General features: G+C 69.9%; 17 protein-coding genes. 6 read left to right on the top strand and 11 right to left on the bottom strand.

The genetic code is table 11. The features are described from left to right. Nucleotides 1-28: 28 nt before the first annotated feature. Genes BN3788_RS04755 through BN3788_RS04725 form a run of 7 tightly spaced genes read right to left on the bottom strand, consistent with a single transcriptional unit; the run spans nucleotide 29 to nucleotide 8978 of the window. Nucleotides 29-2134, bottom strand: coding sequence for a hypothetical protein (locus BN3788_RS04755; protein ID WP_066582665.1), 2106 nt, complete (start codon nucleotides 2132-2134; stop codon nucleotides 29-31). Then, nucleotides 2134-2703 carry a hypothetical protein gene (locus tag BN3788_RS04750; protein ID WP_066582664.1) on the bottom strand — a complete coding sequence of 190 codons (570 nt, stop codon included), beginning with the start codon at nucleotides 2701-2703 and terminating at the stop codon, nucleotides 2134-2136. The genes BN3788_RS04755 and BN3788_RS04750 overlap by 1 nt, the downstream gene beginning before the upstream one ends. 48 nt (nucleotides 2704-2751) lie before the next feature. Continuing rightward, the gene (locus BN3788_RS04745; protein WP_066582663.1) at nucleotides 2752-4362 is read right to left on the bottom strand and encodes a DUF2142 domain-containing protein; all 1611 of its coding nucleotides are present in this window, start codon (nucleotides 4360-4362) and stop codon (nucleotides 2752-2754) included. A gap of 40 nt (nucleotides 4363-4402) precedes the next feature. After that, entirely contained in the window at nucleotides 4403-5884 is a 1482-nt protein-coding gene (locus BN3788_RS04740; RefSeq protein WP_066582662.1) for an MATE family efflux transporter, read from the bottom strand. After that, a complete protein-coding gene (locus BN3788_RS04735) occupies nucleotides 5881-6792 on the bottom strand; it encodes a glycosyltransferase (protein ID WP_159066851.1) in 912 nt (303 codons plus the stop codon). The genes BN3788_RS04740 and BN3788_RS04735 overlap by 4 nt, the downstream gene beginning before the upstream one ends. Before the next feature lie 23 nt (nucleotides 6793-6815). Further along, entirely contained in the window at nucleotides 6816-7922 is a 1107-nt protein-coding gene (locus BN3788_RS04730; protein ID WP_066582660.1) for a glycosyltransferase family 4 protein, read from the bottom strand. Between the two features lie 33 nt (nucleotides 7923-7955). After that, the gene (locus BN3788_RS04725) at nucleotides 7956-8978 is read right to left on the bottom strand and encodes a glycosyltransferase family 2 protein (protein ID WP_066582659.1); all 1023 of its coding nucleotides are present in this window, start codon (nucleotides 8976-8978) and stop codon (nucleotides 7956-7958) included. 146 nt (nucleotides 8979-9124) lie between these two features. Here BN3788_RS04725 and BN3788_RS04720 point away from each other — a divergent pair, with 146 nt between their 5' ends. Continuing rightward, entirely contained in the window at nucleotides 9125-10261 is a 1137-nt protein-coding gene (locus BN3788_RS04720; protein WP_066582658.1) for a glycosyltransferase family 4 protein, read from the top strand. Between the two features lie 69 nt (nucleotides 10262-10330). On the opposite strand, the gene rfbA is transcribed toward BN3788_RS04720, so the two are convergent. Together rfbA and BN3788_RS04710 are read right to left on the bottom strand one after the other, a co-directional pair. Beyond that, complete coding sequence (gene rfbA, locus BN3788_RS04715) at nucleotides 10331-11200, bottom strand: glucose-1-phosphate thymidylyltransferase RfbA (protein WP_066582657.1); 870 nt, start codon at nucleotides 11198-11200, stop codon at nucleotides 10331-10333. 57 nt (nucleotides 11201-11257) lie between these two features. After that, the gene (locus tag BN3788_RS04710; RefSeq protein WP_066582656.1) at nucleotides 11258-11890 is read right to left on the bottom strand and encodes a dTDP-4-dehydrorhamnose 3,5-epimerase family protein; all 633 of its coding nucleotides are present in this window, start codon (nucleotides 11888-11890) and stop codon (nucleotides 11258-11260) included. 92 nt (nucleotides 11891-11982) lie between these two features. Here BN3788_RS04710 and rfbD point away from each other — a divergent pair, with 92 nt between their 5' ends. The 3 genes from rfbD to BN3788_RS04695 all read left to right on the top strand — a co-directional run bounded on the left by rfbD (nucleotide 11983) and on the right by BN3788_RS04695 (nucleotide 15838). Then, entirely contained in the window at nucleotides 11983-12834 is an 852-nt protein-coding gene (rfbD, locus tag BN3788_RS04705; RefSeq protein ID WP_066582655.1) for a dTDP-4-dehydrorhamnose reductase, read from the top strand. Between the two features lie 245 nt (nucleotides 12835-13079). Next, a complete protein-coding gene (locus BN3788_RS04700) occupies nucleotides 13080-13952 on the top strand; it encodes a glycosyltransferase family protein (RefSeq protein ID WP_199824733.1) in 873 nt (290 codons plus the stop codon). A 2-nt stretch (nucleotides 13953-13954) separates the two neighbouring features. Continuing rightward, nucleotides 13955-15838 (top strand): methyltransferase domain-containing protein, encoded by a 1884-nt coding sequence (locus BN3788_RS04695; protein WP_147525054.1) that lies wholly within the window; start codon nucleotides 13955-13957, stop codon nucleotides 15836-15838. A 79-nt stretch (nucleotides 15839-15917) separates the two neighbouring features. On the opposite strand, the gene BN3788_RS04690 is transcribed toward BN3788_RS04695, so the two are convergent. Beyond that, nucleotides 15918-18128, bottom strand: a complete 2211-nt coding sequence (locus BN3788_RS04690) for a glycosyltransferase family protein (RefSeq protein WP_066582653.1) — start codon at nucleotides 18126-18128, stop codon at nucleotides 15918-15920. Next, on the bottom strand, nucleotides 18125-19222 hold the full coding sequence (locus tag BN3788_RS20040; RefSeq protein ID WP_315969737.1) for a WxcM-like domain-containing protein: 1098 nt from the start codon (nucleotides 19220-19222) through the stop codon (nucleotides 18125-18127). The genes BN3788_RS04690 and BN3788_RS20040 overlap by 4 nt, the downstream gene beginning before the upstream one ends. A gap of 461 nt (nucleotides 19223-19683) precedes the next feature. On the opposite strand from BN3788_RS20040, the gene BN3788_RS04680 reads away from it, so the two are divergent. Beyond that, complete coding sequence (locus tag BN3788_RS04680) at nucleotides 19684-20787, top strand: NAD-dependent epimerase/dehydratase family protein (protein WP_066582651.1); 1104 nt, start codon at nucleotides 19684-19686, stop codon at nucleotides 20785-20787. Nucleotides 20788-20874: 87 nt separating this feature from the next. Further along, nucleotides 20875-22068, top strand: a complete 1194-nt coding sequence (gene manA, locus BN3788_RS04675) for a mannose-6-phosphate isomerase, class I (protein ID WP_066582650.1) — start codon at nucleotides 20875-20877, stop codon at nucleotides 22066-22068. Nucleotides 22069-22083: the final 15 nt, after the last annotated feature.

The following is a 22083-nucleotide window of genomic DNA, read 5'->3' as shown; positions in this document are numbered from 1 at the left end:
GTGACTGGCGACCGGGAGCCCGCGAGCCTCAGTTGACGGTGACCGTGCGGCAGCCGAGGACGGTGTTGGGCCCGGAGGGGAGGTTGATGGCGTAGAGGCAGACCTGGTGGGTGCCGGGTGTGGCGGCGACGGTCAGGTCGTAGGCGTGGTTGGGGCCGACGGTGGGGAACGTGTCGTTGACGGCGGGGGAGGGCAGGTCGGCGTTGAAGGCGTAGCCGACGCCGTCGACGTACATGTGCACCGGGATCGGGGCTGTGGTGTCCCAGTCGAAGGCCCAGCCCTTGGCGTTGATGGCGCCGTTCGCGCCGGTGAGCGAGTCGATCACGCCGACCGGGGCCTGCGACTGGGTGGAGGCGACGGTGACCGTGCGGCAGCCCAGGATCGTGTTGGGCCCGGAGGGGAGGTTGATGGCGTAGAGGCAGACCTGGTGGGTGCCGGGTGTGGCGGCGACGGTCAGGTCGTAGGCGTGGTTCGGGCCGACGGTGGGGAATGTGCCGTTGACGGCGGGGGAGGGCAGGTCGGCGTTGAAGGCGTAGCCGACGCCGTCGACGTACATGTGCACGGGGATCGGCGCGGTGGTGTCCCAGTCGAAGGCCCAGCCCTTGGCGTTGATCGTGCCGTTCGCGCCGGTGAGCGAGTCGATCACGCCGACCGGGGCCTGCGACTGGGTGGAGGCGACGGTGACCGTGCGGCAGCCCAGGATCGTGTTGGGCCCGGAGGGGAGATTGATGGCGTAGAGGCAGACCTGGTGGGTGCCGGGTGTGGCGGCGACGGTCAGGTCGTAGGCGTGGTTGGGGCCGACGGTGGGGAATGTGCCGTTGACGGCGGGGGAGGGCAGGTCGGCGTTGAAGGCGTAGCCGACGCCGTCGACGTACATGTGCACCGGGATCGGCGCGGTGGTGTCCCAGTCGAAGGCCCAGCCCTTGGCGTTGATGGCGCCGTTCGCGCCGGTGAGCGAGTCGATCACCCCGACCGGCGGGTTGGCCTGCGGCGCTTGCACTGTCACCGTCTGGCAGCCGAGGGCGGGGTTCGGCCCCACCGGGGGGGTGATCGCGTAGACGCACACCGTGTGCTGGCCGTTGGCCACCGGGATGTTTGCCTGGAAACCATGCTGGTTCCCGGCGCCGGGGTACTTCGCGCCGATGTCCGCCCGGGTCTGGTTGGCCGTGATCGCGTGGCCGACGCCGTCCACGTAGACGTGCACCGGCACGGCAGTGGTCGGGACGTCGAGGTCCAGCGCCCAGCCGCTGACGGTGAGCCCAGAGTCCGTGCCGGCGAGTTGGTCGATCGAGCCGAGGGGGTTCCCCCCGGCGGTGGTCGACCCGAACCAGTCGGTGAAGTAGCTCCAGAAGTTGCGGTTCCCGTAGGAGGAGCACGAGTCACCGGTGCCGTATCCGGCGGCTAGCGCCGCCGCGTTCGGTTGGTACGGCGTGTAGTTGTACAGGCTGGCCGTCGCCTGGTTGTGAATCATGACGGGCGCGGACCCGCACGCGGCGTTGGGGTGGAAGCGGACGTTGTTGACGATGCCGGCGCGGTGGCCGAAGCCGTTGGGGTTGACGGCGTAGCTCTTGAGCTGCCATGCCGCCGAGTACACCTGGTTGAAGAACCCGTAGTACTTCGTGTCGCAGGCGGCAGTGTCAGGGCAGCCGTACCCCATGGCGCTCCGGTAGCGGTTCGCGTAGAGCGCGTTCCCGGAGGCGGTGACCAGGCCCTGCTCCTTCTGCAGCATGACGAGGAGCACCCGCGGGCTGATGCCGCACGCCTGGGCGACGTTGTAGATGATCGTGCTCGCACGCTCACCGGCGGCGCCCTGGTATGGACGCGTGCATCGGGAGTCGGCGCTCCGCGAGGTGGTGTCCTGCGCGTAGTCCTTGAGGCACGGTGTGCCATCGGAGCCGGGCTTGCACCCCGCTCCGCGCGTGTCGAGGAACCCCTGGATGTCGGCGGCGCCCATCGTGGCGGTGTCGTAGAACGTCGTGTCGCTGATGATGAAGCCGGGGTTGAACCCGCTGAGGTCGGCTGCGCGCGCGTCCGAGGCCCCCGACGGGGACATCAGCTGGATGACCGTCAGGAGCACGGCCGTGCAGAGCGTGGCCAGGGCGAGGCGCATCGATCGCGTGGCGGGGACAGTCATCAGGGAACCTCGATCGTGGTCTGCGGCGATGTGCCGGTCCCGGTGGCGGACTCATACGTCAACGTCGCCGTCCAGGACCCCCGCGCGACCTTGCCGCCGGGGACCGAGACGGTCCCGCAGGACATCGTGGTCGCGGCGGGCACGGCCTCGGTCGACACGACGACCTCGTCGGCCCCGCGCGCGAGCCGCACGGTGCAGGTCCCCGCTGGCTCAGGGGCGATGGCTGCGAATCCCGCGACCTCGACGGCGCCTGAGGACGCGGACCACTGCGCGAACGTGATGCTGACCTCGACGGCAGCGGGGTTGACGGGCGCCGTGGGGGCCTGGTCGGAGGTGGGGACCCCCGCTGGCAGCTCCGAAGGGGGCGTCACCGGGGAGCTGGTGGGCGAGGGCGTCGCCGAGACTGTTGCGGAGGGGAGCGGGGAGCCAGTGGCCGAGGGGCTCTCCTGTCCACCCGCGCCAGCCTCAGTTCCCGCGTCGCCGCCGGTGCGGGAGGCGACGATCAGCCCGCCCGCCACGAGGGCGGCCACGACCGCCAGGATGATCGGGAACAGTAGTCGGGGGCGCACGCAGTCCTCTTCGCGATTCAGCGAGCCGGGTTCGGCTCGCCAGCGACATTAGCGGCTGGGCACGGCCTGACTGGGCAGCGAATCGCCGGGCACGGCCGACTCAATGGCTGGGCGTGGGTCACGAGCTTCCGGCAGCTCATCCGTTCGGCGCTCGACGCACATGGACCAGGCGAACCACGCGAGGGCCGCCCACGCCAGCGCGCAGAGGCCGAGGAGGACGCCCGGGTGGATCGGCGGGCTCCACGACTCGCTGTTGAGGCGCAACCACGAGGACCCGGCGCCGTTGACGAAGCGGTGGAGGTTCGCCGTGTACGCGGCGATGTGGCCCACCACCAGCAGGATGCCGACGGTCCCGACCAGGCTGCGCGCGAAGCGCTCTGGGACGCCCAGCTGACCGTCGCGCGCGCTGAACGCCGCCAGGATCACTATCCCCACGGCGAGCGGCGCGATGTAGCGCCCCTGCCACACGATGCCGACGTACGGCGCCTGCGAGGCCTGCAGCACTGCCGGGAGCAGGAGGGTGACGCCGCCTAGGCCGAGGAGCACCAGCTTGTTGCGCCGGTCGGCGAGCGTCCATCCGATCACGACCATCACGCCGAGCACCGCCGCGAAGAGGAGGTAGCTCCATTGCGGCATGCGCGAGTCGAGCCACCCGAACACGCCCACGAGGCTCTCGAAGTAGTAGGCGGTCTGCTGCAGGGTGTCCCCGACCACGCGCGTGGGGGTGAGCTCCGGGTAGAGGATCTCGCCGGAGTTGGAGAGGCCGCCCACCGCGCGGATCCACACCACGGCGGCCAACGTCCCCACGAACGCGATCGACAGGTACGGCCAGCTGCGCCGGTCGGTCACCACCGCCTTCACATTCGACCAAGGCGCGGACAGGACCACCGTGGCGACGATCACCGCCAGGAAGAACGGGCTCAACGCGCGCGAGTTCACGAACAGGACGGACAGGACCGTCAGACGGATGAGGCGCCGATGCAGCAGGTCGGGATCGGGAGCGCGCACCAGAGCGAGCAGCGAGACCCACAGTCCGATGGCCCCGGCGATCTCCACGCTCTGCGGGTTGATCGCACTGGCGAGGTTGAGGACGGTCGGGGTGATCGTCAGCATCAGGCCCAGCATCAGCCACGAGCGGCGCCGCATCTCCACCACGGCGCGGAACGCCGACGCCAGCAGTGCCGCGGAGAGCAGGCCGCTAGCGAGGCGCATGAGGTACAGCGTCGCCTCGCCAGTGGGGAAGAGGCTCGGGATGCCGACGATCGCGTAGTAGATCGGGTTGTAGCGGGCCGCCGAGGTCGGGACGTCGGTGACGGCCGCCAGGTCTCCGTCGAGGTCCTGCTGGCACTGCGCTGACGTGTCCGGGCTGAACGCGAAGCAGTTGGGGAGCGTCAGGGCCTGGTCGTAGAGCTCAGGGACGCGGAAGGTGCCGTTGCCCGACGGCAGCCCCTCCTCGTCGCCGGTGAACTGCAGCCGTGCGCTGGCCGCGGCCTTGACCGTGTGCGAGCCCTCGTCCACGACGCCCATCAGCGGGTTCGCGAAAGACCACATCGCGGTGATCACGAAGAGGATGACGAAGCTCAGCCAGAAGGTGGCGCGGGGAGTGCCCAGGCGTCCATCCCGTGCTGCGGCGAACCGGCGAACGATCGACTCTCTCATCGTGCCCTCTCTCGGGGGTCCGTCTCCGGACACGTGTGGATCATGGCGCATGCGGCTGCTCCGAGGATCGATACACCCAGAACGCGCCGAGCGCGCCGACGAGTGCGATCACGACCAGCAGGGACAGTTGCGCGAGGCGCCCGTCGATCATCTGGTGGACGGTCGCGGCAGCCGCGCCGCAGAGGAGCGCGAGCAGCGCAGTGCCGATGGCCAGGCGGGCTGGCGGCAACGGTGTCCGCCCAATGATCTGCCGCTTGCGCGTCGCGTGCGTGAGCGAGATCAGGAACGACGCCGCGGCGATGAGCGTCGCGGCGGCCAGCCCGTACACGCCGAAGACGAGGGTGAGAACCGTCCCGACGATGATCTTGGTGGCGACGAGCACGACATAGGCGCGCGTCTCGAGTCCCGGCGACCCGACCGCGCGGGCGGCCATCCCGCGGACGGATCCGGCGAGCGACAGGACGAAGCCCGCGGACAGCAGTGCGGTCAGGGGGACGACATCCTCCACCTCGGGCCCGAGCCATGCGGCTGAGGCGAACGGGAGGATCACGACGACGAGCGCGCCGAACGGCAGGAGCAGCGACCACCATGACCGTTCGGCGGATCCAGCCTCGGCCGCCGCCGCTGGCAGCGACTCCCCAGCGCGGACGCTCAGGCGCGTGAACAGCGGTGTCAGCAGGACGGCCGGAGCGAGCGAGACGGCCGCTGCGAGCGGTGCGACGGCGGACACGCTCACGAGGGCAACGGTCGGTAGGAGGACGGCCGCCATCAGGACGTCGAGTTCGCGCTGGGCGATGAAGCCGAACGCGCTGGCCTGGTTGCGCCACGAGTACGCCCACAACTCGGACAGCTCGGTGGAACGGGCCAGGCCGCGGACCTCGCCGACGAGGTGCTTGCGGCACAGGAACGCGGTGATGACCAGGGCGACGACCGCGTCGGCGTAGGCGGCGAGCAGCAGGCCCCGCAGCCCGGCCCCGGTGACGACGGCCAGGACGATGCACCCGGCGAGGGCCGTCCTCGCGATGAGGGAGGCGGCGGCCACTGCGAGGAACCGGGAGTGCGCGGCAAGATAGCTGCTCAAGGCCAGCGCGGTGAGCTGCAGCGCGGCGAGGACCCCCGCGTGGCGGAACAGCAGGCCAGCCTCGTCGGCGGCGCCCGCGGGCAGGTTCACGACGTGCAGGATCGCGTCGGAGATCCACGGCCCGGCGATCGCGAGGACGACGAGGATCGTGCCGAGCACCGCGAGCACCGTCGCGGTGATGCGCCCGCCCAGAGCGGTGTCGCCCCGCCCGAGGGCGATGCCGTGGTAGCGCTGCATGATGCCCACGACGCCGAGGTCCGCGCTGAGGAAGAGGTTGATGGTCGTCATCGTGAGCGTCCACGCGGCGAAGGCGCCCGGGCTGAGGTTGGCCAGCAGGAAGGGCGTTGACGCGAGCTGGACGCCCAGCGGGGCCATGCGGCTCGCGGCGGCGAGCAGGGCATCGCGCGCGTAGCCGGACGAGCTGACGGTGGGCGCGGTCATCGCTTCGCTTCGGGGGCGAAACGCGCGTCGAGGCCGCCGCGCATGCCGTCGCGCACACCCGCTCGGATGGCTGAGAGTCGAGCGGCGCGGGGCGGCTCGAAGGCGGCGACGGCTGCCGCCCAGTAGGCGAGGAGCGCTATCGAGGTCATAGCCCAGCGGGGCCTGTGCCGGAGGTTCTCACGGATGAGGACGACGCCGTTGCGCGCCATCCAGTACAGGCGCCACGTCGGGTGGTGAGACGCGCGCACGCGGAGGAAGCCGATCCCGTGCCACTGTGTGTCGCCCAGGGAGTGCGGCAGCAGGACCCGTCGGTCCTGCACGATGCGCCACCCGGCACGTCGTGCGCGCAGGCAGTAGTCCTGGTCTACCCCGTCGACGAAGAAGTCCTCTCGGAAGGCGCCGAGCTCATCCGCCGCGCTGCGCCGCAGCAGCATCCCCGAGGTGATCACGACGTCCAGGTCCGCCACCTCGGCGCGGGCCCGGGTGCGCGGATCGAGGAACCGCTGTGCGTCCGAGTCCCAGGGCGCGGGAGCGGCGATGGCGATCCGCTCATCCTGCTCGAGCGACGCCCACAGGCGGCTGACGAGCCCGTCGGGCACCGTCGAGTCCTGGTCGAGCAGCAAGAGGGCGTCGGCTCCCGAGGCCTCGGCGACGCCGCGGTTGAGCGCGGCCGCGAGCCCTCGGTTGGCGCCGTCGCGCAGCAGCGTCACGCCGGGCATGTCTCCCAGCACGGCGTCGGCTCCGCTCTCACCTGCGGGTGTGTTGTCGACGACGATCACGCGAACGCATTGGCGGGCTGCTGCCCGCGCCGCCTCGGCGAGCTCCGTGCCCGGCCGGAACGCCGTGATGACCGCGGCAGTGGCGGGGGTCCCGGACGCATGCCGGTGGGTGGCGTCTTCGGGGGGCACGCGCCGAGTATAGAGGGGCGCTCTTAGCCCCCCGCCGCCTCGCGATAGACGGCGGCCGTGGCCTCGGCCGCGGCCGACCACGTGAATTGGCCGGACCGCGACAACGCGGTCGAGGCGAGGTCGTCATGCGCGTCGCCGCAGGCGGCCAGGAGCTGCTCGGCGAGCTCCTCCGGGTCGTGGGGGTCGGCGAGCAGCGCGGCGCCAGCGGTGATCTCCTCCATCGACGTCCCCCGTGAGGTGACGACCGGGACGCCGTGCGCCATGGCCTCGAGGACGGGCATCCCGAACCCCTCCCAGAGGGACGGGAAGCAGAACGCGCGGGCCCCGGCAAATGCCCGATGGAGGTCGACGTCGTCGAGCCGCCCCAGGTACCGGACGCCCGGGGCCGTCCCCTCGCCGGCGCCGAGCCCTGTGGTGGCATCGCCCCAGCCGCGAGGACCCACGAGCACCAGGTCGGCGTCCAGGCCGCGTGCCGCGGCGAGGGCATAGGCCTCGAGCAGCACGGGGAGGTTCTTCCTCGGCTCGACAGTCCCGCACCACATCACGTAGTCACGACGGAGATCGTGCTGGCGCCGGAACGCGGCGACCTCGTCGGACGTGGCGGGGAGGATGCGCACGCCGTGCGGGACGACCCTGACACGGTCCCGCGGCAGCCCTGCCGCGAGGCAGTCGTCGGCGGTGGCCTGCGACGGGACGACGATCAGGTCGGCCTCACTGCGCACCCGGTCGAGGGCACGGGTGAAGAACGCGTTCCCATGCGTGGTGAAGTGCTCAGGCGACCGGAGGAACGCTAGGTCGTGGACCGTCACCACCAGCGGCCGCGCGGTGGGCGGCACGGCCCACGTGGTGGCGTGCACGACGTCGCTGCCGCGGACCACCCACTCGGCACGGGGAAGGCGGAGGTGGTTCCACGCGGGGTAGAGCAGGCGGCGGGGCAGCGGGGCCCGGCGCACCGGCGCGGCGACCCGGCCGTCATGAGCCTCGCGCCCACGGTGGGCGGCGACGAGCGCGGTGGCCCGGACCCCCTGGACGTCGGCCAGTCCGCGGGCGAGCTCGACGACGTAGGTGCCGGAGCCTCCGGGCACGGGCTGCCAGCACTGCTCGGCGGTCAGGGTGACTTCGAGGGTCACGGCAGGGCTTCCTCTTCCGGTTGCGACGTCGGCCTACAGGGCACGGCGGACCGCGCGCCAGTATCGCGCGAGCGCTGATTGCAGCAGATGCGAGCCTGCGGGCAGCGGGAACTGCGCGGGGTCGAAGCGATCGGTCATCAGGTCGGCGAGCTCGCGGTCGGGCACGCGACGCTCGCGCTGGACCTCCGCGCGACGCGCCCGAATCCAGCGGGCATGCGTCGCGAGCCACCACCACCCTCGGAGCTTCTGCCGCAGCCACCCCTGCTTGGCTGCCACCGCGACCAGAGCCAGCTCGAACGCCGCCAGCACGGGCGCCAGGAGGAGCAACATGCGGCCGCCGTAGCACGTGAGGACGAAGGCCAGGCGGTTGCGCTCGACGAGGTACATCTTGAGCGGCGTCCGGCTGAACTCGTAGTGGTGGTACGCCACGGCCGTCGGCACGTACTCGACCCGCAGCCCTCGCTGCCAGCTGCGCCAGCACAGCTCGAGGTCCTCGGCGTAGGCGAAGAACGGCTCCACGAGCCCGCCGAGGCTCTCCCACAGGGACCGGGAGAGCGCCATGCAGGCGCCGCTCGCCGAGGCCACAGGCCCGCGCGTCGTGTGCTGAGCGGCGGGATCGCCCATGCCTCCGGCCCAGCTGAGCCCCAGCACGTGCAACGGGTTGCCGACCGAGTTCACCAGGTCAGGCTCGTCAGCCAGCCGCACGCTCCCGCCGACCACGCCGACGCCCGGCGTCGCGAGGGCTCCGACCAGTTCGCTCGCGGCAGCGGGCTCGACGATCGCGTCACTGTTCACCAGCAGCAGGACGTCCCCGCTCGCCCGGCTCGCGGCGAGGTTCATCCCGCCGGTGAAGCCGAGGTTCTCCGCCGGGACCACCAGCGTGATCCGCGGGTCCTCCGGGAGGCGGCGCACGGCGTCCGTGGTGCACCCGTTGTCCACGAGGACCAGGTCGACGTCGACACCGGTGCTCGCGAGCACCGCCTCGACGGCGTCAAGGAGATAGGGCTCCGCGCCGTACGCGAGCATCAGCGCTGTCACGCGCGGCAGAGTGGTCATGTCCCGGATCGAGGGCCCTTCGTTCCAGCGAGGAGGGCGGCGGCCAGCGCCGGCCGCCCTATGCGGGACTGAACACTACTCACCAGAACCGGATCGCCGATCCGCGTTACGCTCGCTCGGTTCTGGACACGTGCGGCAGGGGTGAGATGAGAGTTCTTGTAGACGCGACGGCCATCCCGTCCGACCGTGGCGGCGTGGGGCGCTACGTCGACGAGCTGCTGCGCGCGCTGGACGTCCGCGATGTGGAGCTCGTCGTCGTGTGCCAGGTCCGCGACGTCGACCTGATGGAGGCTGCGGTCCCCGGCGCCCGGGTGATCGCCGCGCCGCGGATGCTCGAGCGGCGGGCCGCGCGACTGGTGTGGGAGCAGACCGGTCTGCCGGTGCTCGCGCGCAGGATCCGCGCGGATGTCGTCCACAGCCCGCACTACACGAGCCCGGTGTTGAGTCCCGGCGCGCGCGTGGTCACCTTGCACGACGCCACGTTCTTCAGTGACCGGGACGTCCACAGCTCCTTCAAGACCCTGTTCTTCCGCAGCGCGACCTGGCTCGCGGTGCGCCGCGCGGACGCGCTCGTCGTGCCCTCCCGGGCGACGCGCGACGAGGTCGTGCGCTACGCCGGTGGCCGCGCCGAGCAGTTCTATGTGGCGCACCACGGGGTCGATCCCGAGGTCTTCCACCCGGTGGCGGCCGCGGAGCAGGAGCGGGTTGCCCGTTCCCTCGGCCTGGAGGGCAGGCCATACGTCGCCTTCCTGGGCACGCTCGAGCCGCGCAAGAACGTCCCCGCCCTGATCGAGGCCTGGGTGGAGGCAGTCGCGGGACTCGCCGACCCTCCCGCCCTGGTGGTCGCGGGCGGCGCGGGCTGGGACGACGCCGTGCAGCCCGCCATCGAGGCGGTGCCAGCAGGCCTGCAGGTGATCCGGCCCGGCTACCTCCCGCTCGACGACCTCGCCGGGTTCCTCGGCGGAGCCCAGGTGGTGGCCTACCCGAGTCTGGGCGAGGGCTTCGGCCTGCCCGTGCTCGAGGCCATGGCCTGCGGCGCGGCGGTCCTCACCAGCCGTCGGCTCTCCCTGCCCGAGGTGGGCGGCGACGCGGTGGAGTACACCGAGACGGACGCGGCGTCGATCGCCACCGCGCTGGCTCAGCTGCTCGCGAGCAAGGACAGGCGCGAGGAGCTGGCCCGTGCCGCAGTCGAGCGGGCCGCGCTGTTCACCTGGGGAGCTGCCGCGGACGTCCACGTCGAGGCCTATCGCGCTGCTGTCCAGCGCGCCGGCGGCTCGTCCTGAGCACAGACAAACCGAGCGCCTGACGCCCGAGCAGTCGCTCGGGCGTCAGGCGCTCGGTTGGTGGTGTGACTACTGCTGGCGCTTGAGCAGGTCCAGCAAGTACGTGCCGTAGCCCGACTTGACGAGTGGCTCCGCGCGGGCGCGCAGCTCGTCGTCGGTGAGGAGCCCGCGCCGCCAGGCGACCTCCTCAGGCGCCCCGATCTTGAGGCCCTGACGGTGCTCGATGGTGCGCACGTAGTCGGAGGCCTCGAGCAGCGAGTCGAACGTGCCGGTGTCGAGCCACGCCGTGCCGCGGGGGAGCACCTCGACCTGGAGCTTCCCGGCGTCGAGGTAGTGCCGGTTGACGTCAGTGATCTCGTACTCGCCACGAGCCGACGGCTTGAGGGACTTCGCGATCGCCACAACGTCGTTGTCGTAGAAGTACAGGCCCGGGACGGCGTAGTCCGACTTCGGGTGCTGCGGCTTCTCCTCGAGTGAGAGCGCGCGACCGCTCGCGTCGAACTCGACGACGCCGTAGCTGGTCGGATCGGCCACGCGGTAGGCGAAGACCGCGGCGCCGTCGATCTGCTCGAAGCGCTGGAGTTGAGTCCCCAGGCCGGGGCCGTAGAAGATGTTGTCGCCGAGGACGAGCGCCGCGGAGTCGTCGCCCACGAAGTCAGCCCCGAGGACGAAGGCCTGGGCGAGCCCGTTCGGGACCGCCTGCACCGTATAGCTGATCGAGATGCCGAACTGGGAGCCGTCGCCCAACAGGCGGTGGAACTGCTCGGCATCGTGAGGCGTGGTGATGATCAGGATGTCTTCGATGCCGGCCGCCATCAACGTCGACAACGGGTAATAGATCATGGGCTTGTCGTAGACCGGGACGAGCTGCTTGCTCACGCCCAGGGTGATCGGGTTGAGACGAGTACCGGATCCGCCGGCCAGGATGATTCCGCGCATGGACACACAGTGTGCCAGCAAGCGGCTCCGGGAACCGGCGGGATCCGGTCGCGCGGCTCAGAGTCCGCGCGGCGAGGCCTTGCGCTGGGCCACGAAGTCGCGCACCGAGTCCATCGTCGGGAGCAGGCCGTCCTCCTGGGCTTGGCGCAGCATCGGCGCCGCCAAGTCCTTGTCCGAGAGCTGCGGCGTGAGCGGGCTTCCGTCGCGGGCCGTCGTCGGCCACTCGATGCCGATCTCCGTGTCGAGCGGGTGCACGCCGTGCTCCCGGCCGGGGGAGTAGCCCGTGGAGCAGAGGTAGACGACCGTCGAATCGTCCTCGAGGGACAGGAACGCGTGCCCGATGCCCTCGGAGAGGTAGATGGCGCGGCGGTCGACGTCGTCCAGCAGCACGGTGTCCCACTGGCCGAAGGTCGGCGAGCCCACCCGGATGTCGACTGCGACGTCGAGCACCGCGCCCTTCGGGCACGTGACGTACTTCGCCTGCCCGGGCGGGACGTCGGCGAAGTGGATCCCCCGCAGCACCCCGGCAGCCGACACCGAGCAGTTGGCCTGCTGGAGGTCGAGGGGGTGCCCTACCGCCTCGACGAACGCGCCCTCCTTGAACCACTCGAGGAACACGCCTCGCGGGTCGCCGAACTGCTGCGGTGTGATCTCCCACGCCCCGGGGACCTTGAGCTCGCGGAACTGCACGGTGATATCTCCTCATGTCGGCTGTTGCGAGGCCAGCCTAACGGCGCGACTACTCTGGGCCGTCGGTCGAGACGTCGAGATGAGGAGTGGCTGTGCGCTGGTTGGTGACAGGGGCGGCAGGGATGCTGGGCCAGGACGTCGTGAGCCGGCTGCGGGAGGCTGGCGCCGAGGTGACGGCAACCGACCGGGAGCACGTGGACATCACCGACCTGGCGTCGGTGCGCGCCGCCGTCCAGGGCCATGACGTGGTGGTCAACTGCGCGGCCTGGACCGCTGTCGACGACGCCGAGGCACGTGAGGCCAGCGCCTTCGCCCTCAACGCCACAGGGCCGGCGCTGCTCGCCAGGGCGGCCGCCGAGCACGGCGCGCGGATCGTGCAGATCTCCACCGACTACGTCTTCGACGGCGCTGGCGTCGCGCCGTACGCCGAGACGGCGCCCATCGACCCCCGCTCCGCGTACGGCCGCACCAAGGCCGCAGGAGAGTGGGCGGTGCGCGCTGAGAACCCGGACCACCTCATCGTCCGCACGGCATGGCTCTACGGCGCCCACGGCAAGTGCTTCCCGAAGACCATCGCACGGGTCGCGGCCGAGCGGGGCGGGCTCGATGTGGTCGCCGACCAGGTGGGCCAGCCGACCTGGACCGTCGACCTCGCCGACCTGATCGTCCGGCTCGTCGAGGCGGGCGCCCCGAGCGGCGTCTACCACGGCACCTCGTCCGGTGAGACGTCGTGGCACGGGTTCGCCCAGGCCATCGTGGCGGCGGCCGGCCTCGACCCGGAGATCGTGCGGCCCACGACGAGCGCGGCCTTCGCGAGCGCGGCGCCGCGGCCGGCGTACTCGGTGCTGGGGCATGGGGCGCTGGAAGTAGTCGGCGTGGCGCCAATCGGGGATTGGGCGGGGCGTTGGGTCGCGGCGGCTCCGGGAGTGCTCGGCGGCCTGTGAGCGCCGTCGGAGGCTGAGCGGGCGCCATCCCCGATTGTCGGGCGTGTCCTAATCGCACGAGTGTGTCGGCTCGATGGGTGCGGTTGCCTTTCGGCTAAGGTGCGTGCGAACCGCACGCCCGTGGCTGGCATGGGCGCCTGAACTAGGGGGATCTGGTGGCACGGGGCAAAGACGTCGCGGTAGGCGATTGGTTCGACAGAACTCCGCTGATCCAGGACCAGGTGCCCAGCGTTTGGGTGCAATCGGTGCTCTACAAGACGCCAGTCCGCGCCGTTGACCGTGCCGTTGAGGCGCTCGCGCGCTCGGCCGAGCTGGCGGTGATGGAGGACGGCGTGTGCAAGCGCGTCGTCCTGAGTTACGGCGACTGCTCGCCAGCGCGGTGTCTCGAGGACGCGGATCTCGAGGGCCTGCGGGCGAAGTACGGGTGGATCGTTGAGATCCGATACACGTGGTTCGGTGAGAACCTCGGATCAGCCAGGGGTCACAACCGGCTGGCCAAGGACTGCGACCTCGAGTTCATGCTGGTCCTCAACCCCGACATCGTGATCGCACCTCGCGTGATCCAGCACCTGCTGGAGCCATTCACGCGCACGGGGACCGGGATGAGCGAGGCGAAGCAGCTTCCCCTCGAGCACCCGAAGGATTACGACCCCGTCACGGGCGACACGTCGTGGGCGGCGACAGCCTGCGCCATGATCCCCTCTGAGGTCTTCCGGCACATCGGTGGCTTCGACGAGGACACGTTCTTCATGTATTGCGACGATGTGGACTTCTCCTGGCAGGTCAGGCTGCTCGGCCTCCGGGTGGTGTTCCAGCCCAACGCGGTCGTCTTGCATGACAAGCGGCTCTCGTCGACAGGTGGATGGGACCCCACGCCGGCAGAGCGGTATTACTCGGCCGAAGCCGCGTTGCTCCTCGCGCACAAGTGGTCGCGCCCTGATCTCGTGGAGCGGATCCTCACGGACTTCGAGGCCCACGGGGACGAGAATCAGACCCGTGCCGCGCGCACATATCGCACCAGAGTGGCCCAGGGAGATGTTCCCGAACCGATCGACGGAGACCGACGCGTGGGCGTATTCGACAACGGCTACTACGCCAAGCACCGATTCGAGCTGTGAAGATGTCCAACTACGAGAATGCCTTCGCACCTGACAACGTCTACGGTCACGCGCTCGCGCTTTTGCTCGACGTCCTTCCGAGCGGGGAGCGGAACGACGCGGCCATCCACCTGGACCTAGGTTGCGGTGATGCGGCGCTCGCCGGGCCGCTCGTCGAGGCGACAGGGCTGACCTATGTGGGCGTCGACGCCGACGGGGAGAGTGTCGCCGCCCTGGTGCGTCGAGGCCTCGAGGCTCACGCCCTCGCACTCGGTGGCGAGCAGGAGACGTTGGAGGCACTCGCTGGCGTCATCGGAGGGCGGCGGGTCGCCTCGATCTCGATGCTCGACACGCTCGAGCACCTCTACGACGGCACGGGCGCGCTGCGGGCCATCCGTCGGCTCGCTTTTGACAATGAATGCGCGGCAGTCATCAGCGTGCCCAACGTCACGCACCGGGATATCGGATTCAAACTCGCTCTGGGAGACTGGCAGTACACCGAGACCGGGCTCCTCGACACCACCCACACCCGGTTCTTCAGCGCCGAGTCGCTTGAGCGTGAGCTCGCGGCGGGAGGCCTTTACCGGACAGCGCGCCGTGACGTCGAGCTTGAGATGAGCGACCAGCACTTCCCGTACAGCCACTCGGCGCTGGCCGCGGGGACGACGCTCCACCACCTCCTCCGCCAGCTCCGCACTCAAGCCGCGCCCGACGAGAACACCAACCAGTTCGTCTGGGCCGTCGCCCCAGGGCCGATTGGCGACCGGGCAGTCTTCACCGCGCAGCGGAACCCGGAGCGGCCGTTCCTCTCCGTCGTGATGCGCACCCAAGGGCGCCGTCTCCATTGCCTGCGCGAGGCGCTGACCTGCCTCGCCGGGCAGACGGACGAGGACTTCGAGGTCCTCGTCATGGGCCACCGCCTCGAAGTCCAGCAGCAGATCGGTGTCGAGCGGGTCATCGAGGACCTGCCGAAGAGCCTGCGGGACCGCACTCGACTGGTCAAGGTCCAACACGGGAACCGTGTGGCGCCCCTCAACCAGGGCTTCGAGGCGGCCCGTGGGCACTACATCGTCATCCTGGACGACGACGACATCCCCTTGGCGCATTGGGTGGAGACCTTCAGGCGACTGGCCGACCGCGAGCCGGGACGGATGCTGCGGGCAGTCGCGGTGCTCCAGAACATCGATGCCGTCGAGACCAACGGCCAGGGGGGCATCAGGACGACTGGTGGGATCGAGAAGTTGTACCCGTCGGAGTTCGACATCTTCGACCACCTTCGGGCGAACTTCACCCCCAACATGGCGATCGCCTTCCCGCGGGGGGTCTTCCATGATCTCGGCATGCGCTTCGACTCGGAGTTGACGACCACCGAGGACTGGGACTTCATCATGCGCGCCGCTGTCGTCGTCGGTGTGGCGTCCAGCCCCGAGATCACCTCGATCTACCACTGGTGGGTTCGCGGCGAGTCGTCGAGGACTATGCACCATCAGCGCGAGTGGGACCGCAACAACGGTCGCATCGTGCGCAAGCTCGACTCACGCGCGCTGATCCTGCCTGAGGGCTCGGCGTCACGCATTCGGGAAGTCATGGCAGAGCGCGACGCCGCCCGGGCCACGGCGGATGCGGCGGAGCGCAGGCTAGCCATAGGAAGCGGGGTTGGGCCGGACCCGCGGAACCTGAACGAGATCGCCCAGATCCTCGAGTCCAGGTCGTGGCGGCTGAGTTCCCCGCTGCGCCTCCCCGCTGTGCTGCGGTCGCCGTCACGTCGCGTGCGGTTCAGCACTTACGTGTCGATGTCTGACGAGGACCTCATTCATGCCGCAGAAGAGTTGCGTCGCTCCCGCTCGTGGCGCCTGACGTCGGTGCTGCGCCGTCGGCCGGCTCCTACGGGGGGCAGTGCCGGGTAGGAGCAGACTGGCCGGGCATCGGCCACGCGCACATCAGGAGGGGGCGACCGGTCAAACCGGTCGCCCCCTTCTCGTGTTTCTAGGCCCGGGGTGGGTGTGGGTCGTCCTTACCGGTTGGGCGGCCGCGACGAGAGCCCCGGTAGGCGACGACGACCGCAGCGCCGCCGACAAGCGTGAGTCCCGCCCAGAATGAGGCCCATGCCTTGTGCGAGCCCGGCGGGACATACTCGGCGTCCAGCTCCCACGAGCCAGCGGGCATGGCGACCGAAAGAGTGCCAACAGGGCCGCGGATCGCCTGAAGCTCCTGGCATTCACCACCCTCGGTGGGGCACGCGTCGAGTCGCCAACCAAGGTAATAGGACTCGTTGAAGGCCACGACGACGTCATCGTCGGACTGCACACGGTAGGTCAGGTCCCCCGACTCGTAGCTCACCGGCTCCATCGTGAACCCGTCGCCGCAGTCGCCGTCAGTGACGCAGGCGCTGACGTCTTCGGCGGTGGGAAGCTGCCCTTCGTCGAGTGCGAGGACGATGCCGGGGGCGGAGTAGAGGGCGTTGGCGTCAGGGGCGCGCTCAGGGTCGAGCAACGCCGCCTGGAGCTGTTCGTAGCTCGTGTTCCGCTTGAGGTTGACGAGGCCGCCGACGCTGTCGCGCCCGGTGTAGTAGCCGGCGTTCCAGACAGTCCCGATCAGGTCATGAGGCTCTGCGTCGGCCGGGGCCGGCGTGCGGGCGGGGCGCTGGGTGAGGGCGTCGTCCGGCGTGTCCTGCGCGATGAGGTCTTCGACCACGCCGCCGAAGGACACATCCTCGGTGGCGAGGCGGGGCGCGCGCCATGGCTGGGCCGTGGCGTAGGCCGAGTAGACACCGGAGATCACCGTGAGCCCGACGAGGATCGCCGCCGCGGGCCGCACATCGAGCCGGTACCCGGCGACGGGCTCGGGCAACGGCAGCGCGACGAGCCAAATCACGGCGCATGCGGCGGTCGTCACCAGGACCGGAATCGTCCACTCGCTGGCATCGAAGCCGTTGGCCAGCGCGAGCGTCAGCACGCCGATGGGCAGCAGGGCCAGCCAGGTGGCGACCCAACGGCTCCGGAGCGTCGTCAACGCGAGGTCGGCACGGGGCGAGCTCATCAGGCGGTGGAGGGCGGCCATCGCCAGGAGGCATACCGCGAGGAGCATGGCGGCACGGAAGTCGCTCATGCGGAACCGGCTGAGGCTCAGCCCAGGGAGCATGTCGACCAGCTCGCGGAACGGCAGGTTCGGCAAGCCCAGGAGGACGGCGATGGCGAGCACCGCGGTGGTCGCACGCGCCAAGAGGCTCTTGCCGCCTGCCAGCGCGGCGAGCACGAAGCAGGTCGCGGGGAGGAAGAAGGACCGCATGGCGATGTCGTTCGGAAGAACCGGGTTGGAGCCGTAGGGGAGGAAGGCCGTCGCGAGGACGCTCCACCCGAACACCGAGGAGTCGGTGCTCGGAGCGGCGACCTCAGTGTCGAGCAGGAGGGAGGGGATGTACTTCGGCGCGAGCAACATGACTGTCACGACGCCGGTGAACGCGAGCGGGATCAGGTACCTGCGCAGGGGCAGCCGGGTTGTCACCTGCTGGACGACCACCCAGCCCACAGCGCAGTAGGCGATGGCGACGATCATTCCCGGATACGTGCCGAGCAGGGCCTGCCAGAGCATGAGCACAGCGAGCGGGATTCCCCACCAGCGGCGCCACGGCCACCGTGTGGAGGTGCACAGCAGGATCCAGGGCAGCCACGCGTACCCGCGGGCGATGTCGACGTACTCGGCTTGCGCGAAGAAGCCGGTGACGAAGAAGAAGGCGACGAGCCCGAACGTCGCCGGCGCCCGTCCCAGCCCGAAGGCGCGGCCGAGGACGTAGACGCCCAAGGCCCCGAACCCGTAGTGAACGGCGGCGAGGGCGGCCGATGCGTGAATCGTGAACGGCGTGAACAGTGCGGTGAGGCCGACCGGCAGGTACCAGGCGCTGTTCTGGATCGATGCCGCTGCCGGGTATCCACCCCACGAGTGGGAGATCCACTCGGTGGGGTTGAAGAACGACCCGGAGGACCACCAGGCGTAGGCCTCAGTGTTGTACGAGCCCAGGAAGTCCCACGGAGGGATGAAGTCGCCGGTGAAATATCCCCGGAACATGAGGCACTCGAGGACGACCAGCAGGCCGGCTACCCAAGCGGCCTCGAGGAGGCGCGAACGGCGAGCGATTCTGAGGGCTGGTGCGTCGATGTCCTCGGCGACGTCCGTGCTCACCTCTTCGAGTCGGGTCACGACACGAAGGTGGAGTGTCGGGCGACCTCGCCGAGGAACCCCTCGTAGTCGCGGATGTAGTCGTCCGCGTCGTACGGGAGGGAAGCGAAGACCCCGAGGACGGCGTCGGGCGAATAGCGGTACTGCGTGCCCCATGTCATTGCCGGCATGTAGAGCCCGACCTCGGGACGGTCGAGAACGACCTGCGCTCGGGCATTTCCGTCGTCGACGATGCACGTGACTGAGCCGCGCAGGGCCACCAGCACCTGCTCGCACCGAAGGTGCGCGTGCTCCCCACGGACGTCCTTCGAGGGGACGTCGAAGACGGCGAAGAAGCGGGCAGGCGCGAACGGGAGGTCGGTGCCGAGCTCGACCGCCGCGAGGGAGCCGCGCAGGTCGCTCGCGACCTTCATGGCAACGAGGCGAGCGCCACCGGTGAGCTCCGAGCTGTCCAGCGGGGTGTCCGCGACCGCAACGGGGTCCACAGGCATGGTGTCCGCATAGCCGACGATCCGGGCCGGGTTTCCCACGACCACCGCATTGGCCGGGACGTCCTTCGTGACAACCGCACCGGCCCCCACCATGGCATTGCGGCCGATGCTGATGCCGGGCAGGATCACGGATCCTGCGCCCAACGAGGCGCCGTCCGCCACGGTGGTAACGAGGAACTTGGCGGGGTACTTCTTGCTCCGTGGGAACATGTCGTTCGTGAAGGTCACGTTGGGACCGACGAAGACGTCGTCGCCGAGCCTGATCCCGTCCCAGAGCTGCACACCCGACTTCACCGTCACGCGATCGCCGATGATCACGTCGTTCTCGATCAGGACGTGATCGCACACATTGCAATCCGCCCCGATGACGGCGCTCGGGAAGACGTGAGCGAAAGCCCAGATCCGGGTGGCGTCGCCCACAGACGTCGATTCGCAGATTCCGTGGGGATGGACGAAATGGCTCATGAGTCCTGACCTGTCGTGCTGGGCGTGGGTTGCCGCGTTCGGTGCGCTTGCGCCCTGTCCGGCAGCAAGTCGAGCCGTCATCCAGCAGATGGTGACGGGGCCGATGAGGAACGCCACGAGGTGCATCGCGGCGTAGGCGACGATAGCCCATCGATTCACCCGGACACCGAAGGCGAACCTGTCGACGAAGATCAGGGCGTCACCACCCCGCGGAGAAGACCTCTACATAGGTGGTTCTTTGTCGGTGGCCCGCGACAGCAGGACGGGCAACTCGGCGGTGGCGCCCGGGCTCGCGCCGCGCGACGACGAGTCGCCACGTGGGTGGCCGGGAGGTATGCGCCTCATCGATCGGCATCGAGGATCTCGCGCGACCTGGTCAAAGAAATCGGGAGGGCGTCCTCTGTTCTTGTAGGCGTCTCGCGCATATGGCCGGACGCGCCTCGTCCCCGACGAGGGCGTCTGCCCTGGCAAGAGCAGCGCGCAGGGGCCCGCGTCGGCGCGCACGGTGGAGCAGGCTCTCGCATCACTTGTAGGGTTCATTCGCCGCTGGCGGCTTGATGCCCGGCAACGCGAGAGGTCGTGCACAGCCACGACGTGAGGCGAACCGAGAGGCAAGACAGATGACCACATCACAGGCACGCCGCGAGTCGGGCGAGCGCGGCGGGACGGTGCTGGTCACCGGCGGCGCCGGCTTCATCGGCGTCGCGACGTCCCCGCTGCTCGCGCACTCGTTCGATCGCGTGGTCGCCGTCGACTCGATGCATCCGCAGATCCACCCGTCGGCCGTGCGCCCCGCAGGGCTCGACGAGCGCGTCGAGTTGGTCGTCGGTGACGTCACGTCGCCCCAGGTGTGGGACGGCGTCCTGAGTGATTGCCACCCGGACGTCGTCATCCACCTCGCCGCCGAGACCGGCACCGGGCAGTCGCTCACCGAGGCGACGCGACATGCTGCGGCGAATGTCGTGGGCACCACGCAGATGATGGACGCCTTCCTGCGCAATGACGCGAAGCCGCGGCGAGTGGTCCTCACGAGCAGCCGGGCGGTGTACGGCGAGGGCGCGTGGAGCCGTGGCGCGGACGGCGCCACGTTCTATCCGGGCCAGCGGACCAACGAGCTCCTCGAGCGGTCGCAGTGGGACTTCCCGGACGCGGCGCCGTGTGCCATGTCGGCTGAGACCACCCATCCTGCCCCGGTGAGCGTCTACGGCGCCACGAAGCTCGCCCAGGAGAACATCCTGACGGCGTGGGCGCAGTCGGTGGGTGTCGAGCCCGTCGTGCTCCGCCTGCAGAACGTGTACGGGCCCGGCCAATCGCTGATCAACCCCTACACGGGGATCATGTCGCTCTTCTGCCGTCTGGCGAGGGCCGGTCGTTCCATCCCGCTCTACGAGGATGGGCAGGTCCGCCGAGACTTCGTCCTCATCGACGACGTGGCGCGCGCCGTCCACGCGGCCGCCATCGCTGCAAAGCCTGGAGTCGGCCCCATCGACATCGGCTCCGGGGAGCACCAGACCATCGCCACCGCGGCCGAGCTGATCGCCGCCTTCTATGGGGCTCCGGCGCCACATGTCACCGGGCAGTTCCGTCAGGGCGACGTGCGGCACGCCTGGGCAGATGTCGAGCACGCGCGGGCCGCGCTCGGCTGGGTTCCCGAGTTCAGCCTGGCGGACGGCGTCAAGCGGCTGGCGACGTGGATTGAGGACCAGCCTGGGGTGGAGATCTAGGGGAGGAGTGGGCCCTCTCCTCATCAGCCCAGATGGTCCCTGCTTGGTCGAGATAGCCTGTGGCGGTCGGCTGAGAGGTGGAACAAAGTGCACAGACTGGGCGGGACCACCCGTTCTTATGCGTGGGGCTCGCCCCGCGCCATCCCCGAACTGCTGGGAGGGGTGCCCGGCGAGACACCGGTCGCCGAGTTGTGGTTCGGCGCGCACCTCAGCGCCCCGTCGCCTGTCGTTGACGCTGACGGCTCTATCGATCTCGCCGCGCTGATCGCCGCGGACCCAGGCGCGACCCTGGGCGACGACGTGCGCGCGCGTTTCGGCGACGCGCTTCCCTACCTGCTGAAGCTCATAGCCCCCGAGCGGCCGCTCTCGTTGCAGGTGCATCCTCACGCCGCCCGTGCCCGCGAGGGGTTCGACCGTGAGGAGGTGGCCGGCATCCCCGTCGACGCCCACAACCGGAGCTATCGCGACCGGAACCACAAGCCCGAGCTGGTGCTCGCGCTTGCCCCATTCGAGGCGCTCTGTGGCTTCCGGGCGCCACGCCGGGCTGCCGAGTTGTTCGCGGGTCTGTCGGCTCCGCTGGCTAAGGAGCTCCGTGCGTTGCTCGTGGCGGAGCCGTCGGTCGCCGGTGTGCGCGCTGCGTTCACGTTCCTCCTCGACCCGGCGACACGCCCGTCAGAGTTCGAGGTCGAGGTCCTGGCGCAGGAGTGCGAGGCGCGCCTTGCCTCGGGTTCCACCTCTCCACGAGCCGACTCCACCGTGGCTTTGCTTGCAAAGGCGTACCCAGGAGACCCGGGGGTCGTCGCCTCGCTGCTGCTCAACCCGGTCAGCCTTCAGGCGGGTGAGGCGCTGTTCGTGCCCGCGGGCGGAGTCCACGCCTACCTGAGCGGTCTGGGCATTGAGATCATGGCGAGTTCGGACAACGTGCTGAGGGCTGGGCTCACGTCGAAGCACGTCGACATTGCGGAACTGCTCGCCTGCGTGGACTACGTCGCCGCGCCCCCCATCCGAACGGCTCCAGAGGTCTTCCACGGGGCGACGCGTGTGTTCTACGCGCCGGTCGACGACTTCGAGCTGTCGGTGACCGACCTCAGCGACGACGCGGTCCACCCCCTCCCCGGCCGCGGGCCGCGGACGCTCGTCTGCCTCGAAGGGAAGATCACCGTTAGCTCGGAGGTCGACTCATTGACGCTGGCCCGGGGTGACGCCGCGTTCGTGCCCTCGTCGGAGGGGCGGCTCACCGCGCGGGGCGCCGGAGTGCTGATCCAGGCGGACGTGCCCTAAACGGGCTGTCCTCCA

Origin of the sequence: Cellulomonas timonensis (genome assembly GCF_900046455.1) — a bacterium.
Classification (GTDB): domain Bacteria; phylum Actinomycetota; class Actinomycetes; order Actinomycetales; family Cellulomonadaceae; genus Cellulomonas_A; species Cellulomonas_A timonensis.
The sequence above is the reverse complement of the archived record's forward strand: the minus strand, read 5'-3'. Positions and strand labels throughout refer to the sequence as shown.

Coding starts and splice junctions, on each gene's coding strand:
- BN3788_RS04755 (WP_066582665.1), bottom strand. CDS start 2,134: ATGACTGTCCCCGCCACGCGATCGATGCGCCTCGCCCTGGCCACGCTC.
- BN3788_RS04745 (WP_066582663.1), bottom strand. CDS start 4,362: ATGAGAGAGTCGATCGTTCGCCGGTTCGCCGCAGCACGGGATGGACGC.
- BN3788_RS04740 (WP_066582662.1), bottom strand. CDS start 5,884: ATGACCGCGCCCACCGTCAGCTCGTCCGGCTACGCGCGCGATGCCCTG.
- BN3788_RS04725 (WP_066582659.1), bottom strand. CDS start 8,978: ATGACCACTCTGCCGCGCGTGACAGCGCTGATGCTCGCGTACGGCGCG.
- BN3788_RS04720 (WP_066582658.1), top strand. CDS start 9,125: ATGAGAGTTCTTGTAGACGCGACGGCCATCCCGTCCGACCGTGGCGGC.
- rfbA (WP_066582657.1), bottom strand. CDS start 11,200: ATGCGCGGAATCATCCTGGCCGGCGGATCCGGTACTCGTCTCAACCCG.
- BN3788_RS04695 (WP_147525054.1), top strand. CDS start 13,955: ATGTCCAACTACGAGAATGCCTTCGCACCTGACAACGTCTACGGTCAC.
- BN3788_RS04680 (WP_066582651.1), top strand. CDS start 19,684: ATGACCACATCACAGGCACGCCGCGAGTCGGGCGAGCGCGGCGGGACG.